This is a genomic window from Pseudomonas sp. NPDC086251, from assembly GCF_044746405.1.
Lineage (GTDB): Bacteria > Pseudomonadota > Gammaproteobacteria > Pseudomonadales > Pseudomonadaceae > Aquipseudomonas.
The window spans coordinates 862,911-876,216 of record NZ_JBIVBY010000001.1 but is presented as its reverse complement, the minus strand read 5'-3'; the positions used below and the strand labels follow the sequence as shown (position 1 = coordinate 876,216).

The following is a 13,306-nucleotide window of genomic DNA, read 5'->3' as shown; positions in this document are numbered from 1 at the left end:
ATCAATGAACGGGGTTGGTTTTGTTCAGCCAGGCGAGCAGCGCCTGGTGGAATTTTGCCGGTTCTTCCATCTGCGGCGCGTGGCCCATGCCGGGGAATTCAACCAGCGTCGACTGGGGAATCAGTTTCGCCACTTGCTTGCCGAGTACGTCGTAGTGACCGAGCTTCGCCTTGACCTCGGGCGACGCGATGTCGCTGCCGATGGCCGTGGTGTCGGACGTACCGATCAGCAACAGCGTCGGCATCTTCAGGTCCTTGAATTCGTAGTACACCGGCTGGGTGAAGATCATGTCGTAGATCAGCGCCGAATTCCACGCCACCTGCGTGTGCCCCGGGCCTTTGTTCAGGCCGGCGAGCATGTCTACCCAGCGGTCGAACTCGGGCTTCCAGCGGCCGCCGTAATAGGTGTTGCGTTCGTAGGTGCGGATGCCGTCGGCGGTGAGTTTCAGTTCGCGCTCATTCCATTGATCCACCGTGCGATACGGCACGCCGAGGGCTTTCCAGTCTTCCAGGCCGATGGGATTGACCAGCGCCAGTTGTTCGACTTGATCGGGGTATTGCAGTGCGTAGCGGGTGGCGAGCATGCCGCCAGTAGAATGCCCGAGCACACTGGCCTTCTGGATGCCGAGGGCTTTGAGCAGTTGCTGGGTGTTGGCCGCCAGTTGCTGGAAGCTGTACTGATAGTGGTCCGGTTTGCTGGAGGTGCAGAAGCCGATCTGATCCGGGGCGATGACCCGGTAACCGGCCTCGCTCAAGGTCTTGATCGAAGCGTCCCAGGTCGCACCGCAGAAATTCTTGCCATGCATCAAGACGATGCTGCGCCCGTTGGCCTTGCCGTGGGCGGCGACGTCCATGTAGCCCATTTGCAGGGCTTTGCCCTGGGACTGAAAGGCGAAATGCTTGACGGTGTAAGGGTATTCGAAACCCTGCAGCTCGGGGCCATATTCCGGGCCTTCGGCGTGGGCAATGACGGGCAGTGCAGCGGTCAGCAGCAGGCTGGGCAGCCAGCGGGAGAGGGCATGGGACATGGGGAACTCCATTGGAAACCGGTCGATGCTGGATCGGTACGATTAGGGCGACATTAAGCACAGGCAATCGCGCTGCGCGTTGGTTCAACCCATCCAGCCCAGGGTTGCCAGGGCCAGTACGCCATAACGAGCGCCTTTGGCGAGGGTGACGATCAGCAGGAATCGCCCCAACGGCTCGCGCATCACGCCAGCCACCAGCGTCAGTGGGTCACCGATAACCGGCACCCAACTGAGCAGCAACGACCAATGACCGTAGCGTTGATAATGCCGTCGGGCCTTGTCCAGATGACGCGGGCTGACCGGAAACCAGCGCCGCTCACGAAAGCGCTCGATACCGCGCCCCAGCCACCAGTTCAGCAGCGAACCGAGGACATTGCCCAACGTTGCAATCGCCAGCAGCGACCAGAGCCAATGCGAGTCGCTGAGCAACAGGCCCACCAGCACCGCTTCGGATTGCAGGGGCAGCAGCGTCGCCGCACCGAAGGCGGCGAAGAACAACCCGATGTAGGCCGCCGACATCAATGGGCGGGGTAGTCCGCCACCACCACGTCAGTGCCGTCTTTCTTCAGGCCGATCACCTGGTAGGCATCGCTCATGCCGTCCATTTCCATGCCGGGTGAACCCATGGGCATGCCGGGGGCGGCAACACCCAGCAGATCGTCGCGTTTACTCAGGGCCAGCACTTGATCGGCCGGGACGTGGCCTTCAACGAATTTGCCGTTGATCAAACCGGTGTGGCAGGACGCCAGACGTGGCGGCACGCCGTGCTGCTGCTTGAATTCGCTCATGTTGGCTTCAACGTGATCGTCGACCTTGAAGCCGTTGGCTTCCAGGTGGCTGATCCATTTTTTGCAGCAGCCGCAATTGGCGTCGCGGTGCACTTCGATCGGGATCAGGTCGGCGGCCTGGGCCAGGGAAGAAATGAACAAGGCGCTCAGGGCGGCCAGACGCAGGTGGGTTCGCATGGGGGGAATCTCGTTTCGGATTGCAGCCAAAAAAAGGCATTCTGACCGGTTTTCCGGGTAATGAGGTACGAGATTGTTTCGAACTAATACCGTAAACGGTCATAGGGTAAGCGCAATCCAATGTGGGAGCGGGCTTGCTCGCGAAGGCGGTGTGCCAGGCAACAATAATGTCGACTGACACTCCCTCTTCGCGAGCAAGCCCGCTCCCACAAGGGGTATCGTATGGCTGAATAAATGGTTAACGGTCCAGCAACTTCATGACCTCTTCCGGATAACGCAAACCGGCGGTGGCATGCGCCGGGAATATCGCTTCCAGCGCGTGCAGTTCTTCGCGACTCAGCTTCACGTCCAGCGCCGCCACATTCTCTTCCAGGTATTTGCGCTGCTTGGTCCCCGGAATCGGAATCAGGTAATCACCCTGGGCTAGCACCCACGCCAGCGCGAGTTGGCCGGCGGTCACGCCTTTTACTGCCGCCAGGTCCTGCACTTGCTGCACCAGCATCAGGTTTTTCGCGAAGTTTTCTCCCTGGAAACGCGGGCTGAAACGACGGTAGTCGTCCGCCGCGAAATCATCCGGACTTTTCAGCGCACCGGTCAGGAAACCCCGTCCCAACGGGCTGTAAGGCACAAACGCAACGCCCAGACGCTGGCACGCCGCCAGGCAACCGTTTTCCTCCTGATCGCGGCTCCACAACGAGTATTCGCTTTGCAGCGCGCTGATCGGGTGCACCTTGTGCGCCCGCTCCAGCGTCGCCACCGACGCCTCGCTCAACCCCAGGTAACGCACCTTGCCGGCCTTGACCAGTTCAGCCATGGCGCCGACGGTTTCCTCGATCGCCACTTGCGGGTCTATCCGGTGCTGATAGTACAAATCAAGGGTCTCGACATCGAGGCGCTTGAGGGTGCCATCGATGGACGCGCGAATGTACTCGGGTCGCCCGTTGACGCCGCGCGCAACCGGATTGGCAGGGTCGCGGACGATGCCGAACTTGCTGGCCAGAAACACCTGGTCGCGCTTGCCGACGATGGCTTTGCCGATCAGTTCTTCGTTGGTGTGCGGGCCGTACATGTCAGCGGTATCGAGCAGGTTGATGCCCAACTCCAGTGCGCGATGCAGGGTGGCCGTGGCTTCCTTGGTATCGACGCCTGTGGTGTAGAAATCGGTCATGCCCATGCAGCCCAGACCGATCGCGCTCACCTGCGGACCGTTTTTGCCCAGTTGACGTGTTTTCATGAAATCAGCTCCCTGTGATGTGAAACCCATTGTTGATCTCGACAGAATCAAGATAAACCGGCTAAAACTGCTATCACTGTTCATTATTTCTAAATAATCACCCGGTACGCCAAGCCAATGGACCGTTTCAACGCCATGCGCGTGTTCACCCGAATCGTCGAACTGGGCGGCTTTGCCAAGGCTGCGGACAGCCTGCAATTGCCCCGAGCCTCGGTGACCATTCTGATCAAGCAATTGGAGGCGCACCTCGGGGTGCAACTGCTGCAACGCACGACGCGGCAGATCAGCCTGACGCTCGACGGCGCCGCGTATTATCCCCGTTGCGTGCGGTTGCTGGCGGACCTTGAGGAAACCGAAGCGGTGTTTTCCGCTGCCCGCCATAACCCCAAGGGTTTGCTGCGAGTGGACATGCCGGCGGGGATAGGGCGTTTGATCGTGATCCCGGCGTTGCCGCAATTCACCGTTCGCTATCCGTTGATCGAGGTGGAAATCGGCCTCAATGACCGGCCTGTCGACCTGATTCGCGAAGGGGTCGATTGCGTGCTGCGCGGCGGTTCGTCGCTGGACGATTCACTGGTGGCGCGGCCGCTGGTCATGCTCGATCAGGTCACCTGCGCCAGTCCCGACTACCTGCAACGCAAAGGGACGCCACGGTGTCTGGCGGATCTGCCGGAGCATCAAATGGTCGAATACGTGGCCAGTAGCGGCAAGCGCTTCGGCCTGGAGTTTGTCGTCGATGGCCAGGTCCAGCCGATCAACCTGCCCAAGCAGGTCTCGGTCAACAGTGCCGATGGTTATCTGGCGGCGTGCGAGGCCGGGTATGGTCTGGTCCAGACTCCGTACTATCACGTGGCCCGGCAGTTGAAGGAAGGGCGTTTGATCGAGGTCTTGAGGGAGGTGCCGCCGCCAGGCATGCCGCTGACGGCGCTTTATCCTCCTCACCGCCAGCTGTCACGGCGGGTGCGGGTGTTCGTTGACTGGATGGTGGAGCTTTGCGCGCAACCGGGGAATGACTTTTTCCGAACCACCTTGTAGGCGCACGGCTTGCCGGCGATGGCGTCTTTGAAATCGCCTTCGCGAGCACGCTTTGCACCTACAGGTGATGTGGGTTAGCGATGTTGGTAATAACCCGGTCCGCCATGGTCGTAATAGCGGTCGTGGTGCCCACCGCCGTGGGGGAAAACAATGCAGCCGCTCAAGGAAAGTATGGCCAGCAGGGGAATCAGCAGCGTGATTCGACGCAACATTTGAAAATCCTCATGGTTATCGCCGCTATGAAGCCAAAACTCTTCATCGGCTGTAACATGAGACCCCGTTTGCAGCGCTCCATCCCCGGAAAACGGTAGGGGCTTGGCATGCGTTCGGATACAAACCGGATACAATTTTTTTAGTTCAAGCTCACAGTCAGGAAATGGCAATGACCCAGTCGCAACGTTTGAAATACTCGATTCTGATCTCCCTGGTGGTGCTGGGGATCATGTTTGGCCTTTCCTATTTGCAGAACACCGGCGTTATCAGCGAAAAGCTGTTCCAGTACATCGCCATTGGCGTGGCGGTGATCGTGGTGGTGGTCAATGGCGTGATGCGCCGCAAGGTCAAGCCCTGAGCGACGCGTCGGGGGCGGGTTACTCGCTATGGAGAGCGGCGAGGGCCTGTGGGTGCAGGCTGTAGCTTTTGTCCGGATTGAGGACAATCACGCCTTCGATGCACAAGCGTTTCAACACTTCGCGCACACTCAGAAAAGACAGGGGAATGTCCAGGTCCAGCAAGTACGTGTGGACCCCGCGAACCCCCAGGCTGCGCTCGCTCTCGGCGGCGGAGAGCAAGGCATCGATGACTTTCAGGCGGATCAGACTGGTGCGCAGGCCATAGCGCTTGAGCAGGAATCTGATCCGCTCGTTGCCGTGACGCTCGGTGCGTTGATCGAAGACGCCAGAGGCCATGGAAGTGCCCGTTGGCGCAGCGCTACCGTCCGTTGGCAGTTGCGAGTTGTACATGCAAAAACTCCTTTTCAGAGCCTGAACAGGAAAAATGGGTGCTCTCAATCAAGTAAGACGGATGAGCTACGCAAATAATGAAGGCTCAAATGTAGAAATTTTGTCGACGCCGCGTGATCAAGCCGTTAGAGACTGCCCAATCCCCTAATTTTTTGCCGTTTGCTTCGTTCCTAGAAGTGACCTCAATGCCCTGTAGGAGCGAGGCTTGCCCGCGAAGGCCATCACGCTGTCTAACAGGTGGACCGCGTTATCGTTTTTCGCGGGCAAGCCTCGCTCCTACAAGGGGTATTGGGGATTTTCGTTTTTCGATCAGGAGCGAGCGTGATTATTTCCAGGCAGTTAACCAGGTTGAGCCTTGCCGGCGTGTTGGTGGGCTTGAGTCTTGTGGCAAACGCGCGCAGCCAGCCGGAGCAGGCGACTGCCGAGATCCGCCGCACCAGTTTCGGCGTGCCGCACATTCGAGCCGAGAACGAGCGCGGACTCGGCTACGGAATTGGCTACGCCTACGCGCAGGACAACCTGTGCCTATTGGCCAACGAGATCATCACGGTCAACGGTGAACGTTCGCGGTACTTCGGCCCGGATCAGTTCACGGTCGAAGAACGTGAAAACCGGGTCAGCGATGTGTTTTTCAACTGGCTCAACACCCCGCAAGCCGTCTCCGCTTTCTGGCAGGCGCAAACCCCGGAAGTCCGTCAACTCGTCGAAGGGTATGTGGCGGGCTACAACCGCGCGCTGACTGAGCGTCGCGCCGAGGGATTGCCGCGGCAATGCCAGGGCGCCTGGGTGCGCGAGATCACGTCTCAGGACCTGGTCAAGTTGACCCGTCGTCTGTTGGTCGAAGGTGGCGTAGGGCAGTTTGCCGAAGCGCTGGCCGGTGCCACCCCACCCAAGGCCGTTGCAGAAAAAGCCGCCGCTCCGGCGTCGTTCCAGATGGCCGCCTCGCGCCAGCAGCGTTTTGCCCTGGATCGTGGCAGCAACGCGGTTGCGGTCGGCAGCGAGCGTTCCTTCAACGGTCGCGGCATGTTGCTGGCCAACCCGCATTTTCCGTGGGTGGGCGGCATGCGTTTCTATCAGATGCACCTGACCATTCCCGGCAAGCTGGACGTGATGGGCGCGGCATTGCCCGGTCTGCCGATGATCAACATCGGTTTCAACCAGCACCTGGCCTGGACCCACACCGTGGACTCGTCCAAGCATTTCACCTTGTACCGCCTGCAACTCGATCCCAAGGATTCGACCCGCTACCTGCTCGACGGCACGTCCTTGCCGATGAAAAAACAGACCGTGACGGTCAACGTGAAACAAGCGGATGGCCACATCAAAGCAGTTTCCCATGAGGTCTACAGCTCGCAATTCGGCCCGATCGTGCAATGGCCCGGCAAGCTCGACTGGGACAACCAGTTTGCTTACAGCCTGCGCGATGCCAATCTGGACAACGACCGGGTGCTGCAGCAATGGTACGCGATGAACCGGGCTGTCAGCCTCAAGGAGTTGCAGGCCTCGGTGCACAGGATCCAGGGCATCCCGTGGGTCAACACCCTGGCGGCGGACGATCAAGGCCAGACGCTGTACATGAACCTTTCGGTGGTGCCGAACGTCAGCGCCGACAAACTCGCCAAGTGCAGCGACCCGCGCGCCGGGTTGCAGATGATCGTGCTCGACGGCTCCAACAGTGCCTGTGCCTGGGACATCGATCCGCAGGCGGCGCAAAAAGGAATCTACGCGGCAGCGCAGTTGCCGCAACTGTCGCGCAAAGACTTCGTGCAGCACTCCAACGACTCGGCGTGGATGGCCAACCCGGCGCAACCGCTGACCGGGTTTTCACCGCTGATCAGCCAGGACAGCCAGCCATTGGGCTTGCGCTCGCGTTTTGCCCTGGATCGTTTGAGTACGCTGAACAAGGCCGGCCTGATTTCGTCGGCAGATTTGCAACACATGGTGATGGACGACCAGGTGTATCAAGCCACCCAAGTGATGCCGGACCTGCTGCAATTCTGCGCGGCCGATCTGCGCGCCGATGCGCCAACGCTCACGCCGCTGTGTGCCAGTCTCAAGGCCTGGGATCGCAGTGCGAACCTGGACAGCGGCTTGGGGTTTGTGCATTTTCAAAACGTCATGGAATCGCTGCAGCCAGCAGCGGATGTGTGGCGTGTCGGCTTCGATCCGAAAGACCCGCAACACACGCCGCGTGGCCTGGCGGTCGATCGCCCGGAAGTCGCTCAAGCGGTTCGGGAAGCGATGCTGGCCTCGGTCGAACAGGTCAACAAAAGGGGGCTCAAGGCGGATAGCCGCTGGGGCGATATTCAGGTGGTCAGCAGTGGCAGTGAGCAGACGCCGATTCACGGCGGACCGGGCACGTTGGGTGTGTATAACGCGATTCAGAGCGTGCCCGGAACCGACGGCAAACTTGAAGTCGTCAGTGGCACCAGCTACTTGCAGGTCGTGACCTTCGACGACAAGGGACCGCATGCTCAGGGGCTGTTGGCGTTCTCGCTGTCCAGTGACCCGGCCTCGAAATATTCACGAGACCAGACGCTGGCGTTTTCGAAGAAGCAGTTGAGTGTGTTGCCCTTCACCGAACGGCAGATCACGTCCGATCCGCAGTACCAGTCCCAGACAATCCGCGAGTAAAACGAGCCCCTGTAGGAGCGAGCTCGCTCGCGATGGACGTCAACGATAACGCGTGAATGCTGGATAAACGCGTTGCCCTCACGTCCATCGCGAGCAAGCTCGCTCCTACAGAAATCGGTATTGGGGAAAATGCTTCAGCTTTTTGGCGCTTTCTGCGGAATGGAATTGAGGACCGGATTGCCGTCCTTGTTGCGGGTCAGGTACACCGGCAACACCTTGGGCAGGGACGACACCAGACTGTTGAGCTCTTTGATGTTGTAGATGCCGCCAATGCGGATTGAACCGGTGCTGTTGTCGGCAACCATCAGCGGTTTGTTCAGGTAACGATTGATCAGTGGCAGCGCTTCGGTCAGCGCCAAATCATCCAGCACCAGTTTGCCGCTGCGCCAGGCCAATGAGTTGTCATGGTCATAGGTCTGACTGATCCGTGGAATCAAGTCGCCGTGGCCGTAGCTCGCCTGCATCGCGGGCCCCAGACGCAAGCCATCGCCCGGAAGGTCATCATTGCTGGTGACCAGCACCGAACCTTCAATCAGGTTCACTTTTACCTGATCTTCATACATCCAGACGTTGAATTGAGTCCCGGTGACCCGAATCCGGCCTTCGGCCGCCTTGACGACGAAAGGGTGGCGCGTGTCGTGGCTGACACTGAAGAAGGCTTCGCCTTTTTCCAGCGTGACCCGACGTTGATCCTTGTAGTTGCTGAAGGTCAGCTCGGAACCGAGGTTCAATTCCACCTCGCTGCCATCACTCAGCGTGACGTGGCGGACGTTGCCGGTCGCTTCGAAGTGTTGATACGAATTGGGCAACCAGCCCAGGTTCCAGGCGCTATACGCCGCCAATGGCAACGCCAGGGCACACACTGCAGCCGCGATGCCGAAGGTGCGCCAGGGCGTTTGTGGCTTGAGGCGAGTCACCGGCACGGCGGCCTCGGGGTGCGGCAGATCCCCGGCCACCTCCCAGATCTCCAGCATGGCCTCGTACTCGAACGCATGTAGCGGATGAGCGTCACGCCACTGCTCGAACGCCAGCCGTTCTTCAACGGTGCAGTCAGTGGCGTGCAGACGCATGCACCAGTGCGCAGCGGCATCGGTGATGGCGTCATATTGGGCTTGCGAGAGAGGGTTGTCGGTCATTGACTCATCCTGATTTCGTGCATTCTAACCTTGAGGCGAAGTCGGCGAGAACAGTCGTCATGGCAATTGCCCATCAAAGTGAAGGATTTTTCACCTCAGGGATCTAAAAAACCGGCATCGGATCCAACTGTCGCCCCATTTCACAGATCAAAAATGCGATGGAATCGGCATTGCGCAAAATGATGTCCACCCGCGTATCAGGGTTCTGTCGGTTGAAAAAAGCGTCGCGCGCGGCCTCCATGGTCCTGGCACCCGCGATTTTCAGGACTTCCTTGCCCACGTGAGTGGCCCCCGGAATCGAATCAAGGCTGATCCATGATTGCAACGTGTTATTCCAGCGGGCGAACAGTTCTTCCCTGGGTGTCGCCAGGGACAAGGCTTCTCGCTGGAAAACCACTTGGGTTTGCTTCATGGCTCGACCATAACCGGTGATTGGCGCAACGAGATCACTGAAGGGGCGCCTGGCCTCAAGTGACGCAACGTCCACCGTCTTTGAAAACAGATGAGAAAATTCGTGTATCAACGTGGCGGCCTGGCTATGCCCGTCGACATTGAACGGTTCAGTCAGGCAGGACTTGTACCAATCGAGTTGCTGGTCGAAAAATTTCTCGGTGAAATGCACCGTCTTCTGGGAGTCCTGGTCCACCACAAACGCGATCAAATCGGCAGCCGCGTGTTTGTTTGAGCCGACGACAAAGCGTTCGGTGTTCATCAAATCTTCGTCCGGATCGACCAGCGCCGTGCAGATCGGAATGATGGCTTGTTTGATTTTTTCCAGAAGGGCGCTATCAACATTGTCGACATCAAAAAAGCCTTTGAGGAACGTATCCAGCCGCGTACCGGGGACGCGGTGCCTGAGCTGCGCCATGTTGTGCAAACTGTTGAGCGCGTAATAGCGAGCCATGTCGATGGCCTGCACGATCATGCGCGCTTTTTCCGGGTGGTGGGCGCGGATGGCTTGCATACCCCGCGCTTCGATATTCAGTACCTGACTGACCTCGTAACTGGTCGCGTAGTGATTGTGCATTTTCGACAGGGCCTTGCCGTAGTGCACGGTATGCACGTCCGGATCGATCACCATCTGCCGCGTCAGCGTCGTCTGCAGCGAAGGCCCGGCCTGTTCGGCATCGCGGATCTGCCAGACAGCACCGGGTTTGTCGACGCGGTAGACCTTTCCTGCGATGGGCGCGTACTGGTGTTCGCTGACCGGATCGAGGTAAGTGCCATCGGCCGGATTTTTTGTCAGGTCCTTCAATGCCACGGTCGGCGCTTCGAGCGGCTGCAAGGCCGTACGCTGTGGCGCTGTCGGCTTTATCGACGACCATTTCGGCTCGACCACGGCGCTCTCGACCGGAGCCGTTTCGGCAGCCACCTGCTCGGTCGTTGCCGAAGCCTCCAGCGACAAGCGTCCCACGGTCACCATTTGCACGGCACCGGCAATAAACGCCTGCAAGGCCCGTTTCCAGTGGTGGTCCTGCAGCGCTTCAGCGGAGTCCTCGAAGTCTTTGAAGCTTTGCCACAAAAACAGTCCATAGGCGAGTTTGCCCGGCAACAGGCCCCCGATCATTTTGATGCCGGAGGTGAACAGGTTTTTAGCGGCTTCCCAGTCTGCCTGGCCGGTGATTTTGGACTGACTGCCGAGCATCCGCGCCAGCAGGTCAGTGTTGTCGCTGAACAACTGGGCAAGGAGGTTGCCGTTGATGGGGCAGGAACTGAGCGTGATCTCGCTCAGTTGGCCGACAGTGGACTTGAGCAGGTTGTTGAACGCCGACTGCTGATTGTCGGGCAAGCGTCGAATAATCAGGTCCTGGAGCGGCCCTGGCACATTGATCGCCGCGACAACGCTGGCCTCGTTGTTGAACTCGGTGAACACCGAACCGGCGTGGTACGGCGCATACAGGATTTGCGGCCCGACATGCCCTGCGCCGGGGCCGATCAGGTACAAACCGAGGGTTTTCACCGCAGCGGCACCGGCTGTCTTGATCAGTTCCAGCGGACGGACGATGGCATGCGCGCCTTGCACGGCTGCCCGGGCCATAGCGTCAGGCATGTCCAGCACTTGCTGGATCAGGTCGAAAGCGCTGGCGGAAAGATGTTGCTGCAGTTTCAACTCATGGGCATGTTGCAGTAATTGCCACGGCAGTTGCTGCACAAAACGCCGCGTTCGACTGTCAGCGTCGGCGCCAGCCTGGGTCAACTGATCCGTCACCAATCTGGCGTAGTCACTGTGGATGTTCAGTGATTGCAAAAGCTGTTGGACGGCCTCCGGGTTCAGACGATCAGGCAGGGTTTGCGGGGTGGTCGACGCAATCGTGAAGCCTGTGCCTTGGGCAATATTGACGTGGTTGAGGGCGAACTCGGTCAGGGTCCGGGAAGGCCCGGCCAGGGCCAGGTTGGGAATGATTTCGATGTGGTCGGGGTCAAGCCGCACCCCGGGAAATCGACTGTGGAGCAATGATTCCAATCGGTCATGGACGAAGGACGCCAGCGTTTGGATGCCGTGCAGGTAGTCTTTGTCGTCCGTCACGTTGTTGCGGTATTGCTCGAGCAATTCAAGGTGCAACTGCTGCTCTTCGACGGGGGCCATGCCGAGCCAGGCGGGCAGGGACTGTTGTCGGGCGATCGCTTTCGAGATCAGCGTAGCCCTGCGCAAATTGGTATCGATGACCGTCTTCGCCAGTACTTTCAGCGCTTTGTGCTTTTTGGCATCAGTCAGCTCCTGCGAACGCAAGTGTTCGCTGGCCGCCAGAAAATGCTCGATAGAGGTCTGCGCAAGGTGGTGAAGAACGTTGCCCTCGATCAGTCGCAACGCGTTGAGCGAGTAACGCTGGTGGAAATGGCGCTGGGCGGGGCTGAGGTTTTCCAGGAGTGCCAGGCGTTTGCGCGGATCAAGCAGGCGCCGGTTCAATTCCAGTTTCGCGGCGCTGATCGAATCAAAGACCTCCAGGCCCTCTGCGGGCGTCCAGAGGACGGCACGTCCGGAATTCCCGGCATCAATCCCGCCGCGCTCGGTCAACACCAGGCAATTGGCCAAGGGCAGGACATTCCTTTGGCCGGAACACTCAAGGATCAGCGAGTAGGCGTCAGGCCGGAAACCATTGAGCGCAAGGCGGCTGTTGCGATCCGGTTTATCCGGGTTGAGCACCGTATCGACAATGGCCTGTTCGGCGCTGCGTAACGAGGCGTCGAGCACCCGCAGGCTGGCTTCCCCGCGTATCCCGACGGACAGCGCATGAGCCAGCTGCGGTTTCATTTTCTCCAGGTACACCCGTTGCAGGGCCAGCGAAGCGACAGGTTGAGCCGCGAAATCGGCGCTGATCAGTGACTCGACATCGCTGAAGGTTTTCGCGAAGGCCGCCGCGGTGTCCGCGCGCACGATGGAGGGCTGTTGATTGCCCGTCAGCACCGGTCTCGTACTCCAGCGCCCTTGGGCCTCCAGCGGCAGCAAGCGTTCGCTGATCATGCTGCGGATATCCAGCGCCTTGTCGAATAACGCCTGGAGGTTGACGGCGCCGTCACCGTGACAAAACACCTGCAGCGCGTGATCAATGTTGTGCAGTTGTTTGCTGATGATCGATTCGAACAACGTTGTAAAAATCGAACCGGAAATCACTTCACCGGTGACATGCGGCTGATCGAAACCGAGGAAGCGGTTACGTTCCTCCAGGCTCAGGAGGCCGTACAGCTCATCCTCATGACCGGCCGCGCTGAATTTACTCAGCAAGGTCTGTTTCAGGTCCGGATAGTCCTTCAATACCTGTAACCCCAGCGTCGGGGTGTAGAGAAAGGCGTTGGCGTGACTGATCATCAGGGAGCCCGCGAGCTCGACATAATGGGCCGCGTGCTCCCAAAGCCGCACGGTCTCAAGTGTGATTGAGCGGGCCGCGCGGGTCGATGGCTCGATCAACGCGTGCAGCGCCTGGCTTTGTTCCGCGCTGATGATGTCGGCCTCGCGGTTGAGCAACAGATTGGCTCGGGCCATTTCACGCAGGGCCCGGCTGAAGAAATCGCGCCGTGACGCGCCATCGGCACTCGCGGTGTTCCAGAAGCGCTGCAGTTGCGCGCTTAGCAGACTGGCGAGTTTGCCGGACACGCCGATGACGGCGTTTTCCCAGCGTTGCCGGTCGCCGTCGGCGGGACGTTGCTTGGGATGGGAAAACTCAAAGCGCTGCCCGGTCGGCCAGCGCCGGTGACGGTAGTGCAGCAGCACGGCATCACTCAGGGACATGGAGTTGATCCAGCGCTGCCCGGCGTAAACATTGACCTGGGTCTGGCGTTGATTCAGCCCGGCGAAGACCGGCGACAGCGCCTCA

Annotated in this window: 11 protein-coding genes and 1 pseudogene; 4 read left to right on the top strand and 8 right to left on the bottom strand. The window is 59.5% G+C overall.

The genetic code is table 11. From position 1 onward, the window contains the following. Position 1 precedes the first annotated feature (1 nt). The 4 genes from ACIPL2_RS03850 to ACIPL2_RS03835 all read right to left on the bottom strand — a co-directional run bounded on the left by ACIPL2_RS03850 (position 2) and on the right by ACIPL2_RS03835 (position 3,226). On the bottom strand, positions 2-1,027 hold the full coding sequence (locus ACIPL2_RS03850; protein ID WP_401353106.1) for an alpha/beta fold hydrolase: 1,026 nt from the start codon (positions 1,025-1,027) through the stop codon (positions 2-4). A gap of 84 nt (positions 1,028-1,111) precedes the next feature. Beyond that, positions 1,112-1,546, bottom strand: coding sequence for a YqaA family protein (locus ACIPL2_RS03845; protein WP_401353104.1), 435 nt, complete (start codon positions 1,544-1,546; stop codon positions 1,112-1,114). After that, on the bottom strand, positions 1,546-1,992 hold the full coding sequence (locus ACIPL2_RS03840; protein ID WP_401353102.1) for a DUF411 domain-containing protein: 447 nt from the start codon (positions 1,990-1,992) through the stop codon (positions 1,546-1,548). The genes ACIPL2_RS03845 and ACIPL2_RS03840 overlap by 1 nt, the downstream gene beginning before the upstream one ends. Positions 1,993-2,230: 238 nt before the next feature. Next, positions 2,231-3,226: an aldo/keto reductase gene (locus ACIPL2_RS03835; protein ID WP_401353100.1), complete on the bottom strand. Its 996-nt coding sequence runs from the start codon at positions 3,224-3,226 to the stop codon at positions 2,231-2,233. Positions 3,227-3,343: 117 nt separating this feature from the next. Here ACIPL2_RS03835 and ACIPL2_RS03830 point away from each other — a divergent pair, with 117 nt between their 5' ends. After that, positions 3,344-4,261, top strand: coding sequence for a LysR family transcriptional regulator (locus ACIPL2_RS03830; RefSeq protein ID WP_401353099.1), 918 nt, complete (start codon positions 3,344-3,346; stop codon positions 4,259-4,261). A 74-nt stretch (positions 4,262-4,335) separates the two neighbouring features. Here the strand turns inward: ACIPL2_RS03830 and ACIPL2_RS03825 are convergent, their stop codons facing one another. Beyond that, positions 4,336-4,473 (bottom strand): hypothetical protein, encoded by a 138-nt coding sequence (locus ACIPL2_RS03825; RefSeq protein ID WP_401353097.1) that lies wholly within the window; start codon positions 4,471-4,473, stop codon positions 4,336-4,338. Between the two features lie 170 nt (positions 4,474-4,643). On the opposite strand from ACIPL2_RS03825, the gene ACIPL2_RS03820 reads away from it, so the two are divergent. After that, positions 4,644-4,832 carry a hypothetical protein gene (locus ACIPL2_RS03820; RefSeq protein WP_059405111.1) on the top strand — a complete coding sequence of 63 codons (189 nt, stop codon included), beginning with the start codon at positions 4,644-4,646 and terminating at the stop codon, positions 4,830-4,832. Between the two features lie 19 nt (positions 4,833-4,851). Here ACIPL2_RS03820 and ACIPL2_RS03815 read toward each other — a convergent pair whose 3' ends face one another. Next, positions 4,852-5,223 carry a fe2+ zn2+ uptake regulation protein gene (locus ACIPL2_RS03815; protein ID WP_401353095.1) on the bottom strand — a complete coding sequence of 124 codons (372 nt, stop codon included), beginning with the start codon at positions 5,221-5,223 and terminating at the stop codon, positions 4,852-4,854. Positions 5,224-5,544: 321 nt separating this feature from the next. Here ACIPL2_RS03815 and ACIPL2_RS03810 point away from each other — a divergent pair, with 321 nt between their 5' ends. Then, the gene (locus ACIPL2_RS03810; RefSeq protein WP_401353093.1) at positions 5,545-7,857 is read left to right on the top strand and encodes an acylase; all 2,313 of its coding nucleotides are present in this window, start codon (positions 5,545-5,547) and stop codon (positions 7,855-7,857) included. A 134-nt stretch (positions 7,858-7,991) separates the two neighbouring features. Here the strand turns inward: ACIPL2_RS03810 and ACIPL2_RS03805 are convergent, their stop codons facing one another. Continuing rightward, the gene (locus ACIPL2_RS03805) at positions 7,992-8,993 is read right to left on the bottom strand and encodes a FecR family protein (RefSeq protein ID WP_401353092.1); all 1,002 of its coding nucleotides are present in this window, start codon (positions 8,991-8,993) and stop codon (positions 7,992-7,994) included. 284 nt (positions 8,994-9,277) lie between these two features. Here ACIPL2_RS03805 and ACIPL2_RS03800 point away from each other — a divergent pair, with 284 nt between their 5' ends. Further along, positions 9,278-9,418 (top strand): CII family transcriptional regulator, encoded by a 141-nt coding sequence (locus ACIPL2_RS03800; RefSeq protein ID WP_401353370.1) that lies wholly within the window; start codon positions 9,278-9,280, stop codon positions 9,416-9,418. Between the two features lie 1,430 nt (positions 9,419-10,848). Here ACIPL2_RS03800 and ACIPL2_RS03795 read toward each other — a convergent pair. Then, a pseudogene (locus ACIPL2_RS03795) lies at positions 10,849-11,580 on the bottom strand (dermonecrotic toxin domain-containing protein); the annotation flags it as partial. Between the last annotated feature and the right edge of the window lie 1,726 nt (positions 11,581-13,306).

Coding starts and splice junctions, on each gene's coding strand:
- ACIPL2_RS03840 (WP_401353102.1), bottom strand. CDS start 1,992: ATGCGAACCCACCTGCGTCTGGCCGCCCTGAGCGCCTTGTTCATTTCT.
- ACIPL2_RS03815 (WP_401353095.1), bottom strand. CDS start 5,223: ATGTACAACTCGCAACTGCCAACGGACGGTAGCGCTGCGCCAACGGGC.
- ACIPL2_RS03850 (WP_401353106.1), bottom strand. CDS start 1,027: ATGTCCCATGCCCTCTCCCGCTGGCTGCCCAGCCTGCTGCTGACCGCT.
- ACIPL2_RS03835 (WP_401353100.1), bottom strand. CDS start 3,226: ATGAAAACACGTCAACTGGGCAAAAACGGTCCGCAGGTGAGCGCGATC.
- ACIPL2_RS03805 (WP_401353092.1), bottom strand. CDS start 8,993: ATGACCGACAACCCTCTCTCGCAAGCCCAATATGACGCCATCACCGAT.
- ACIPL2_RS03825 (WP_401353097.1), bottom strand. CDS start 4,473: ATGTTGCGTCGAATCACGCTGCTGATTCCCCTGCTGGCCATACTTTCC.
- ACIPL2_RS03820 (WP_059405111.1), top strand. CDS start 4,644: ATGACCCAGTCGCAACGTTTGAAATACTCGATTCTGATCTCCCTGGTG.
- ACIPL2_RS03845 (WP_401353104.1), bottom strand. CDS start 1,546: ATGTCGGCGGCCTACATCGGGTTGTTCTTCGCCGCCTTCGGTGCGGCG.
- ACIPL2_RS03830 (WP_401353099.1), top strand. CDS start 3,344: ATGGACCGTTTCAACGCCATGCGCGTGTTCACCCGAATCGTCGAACTG.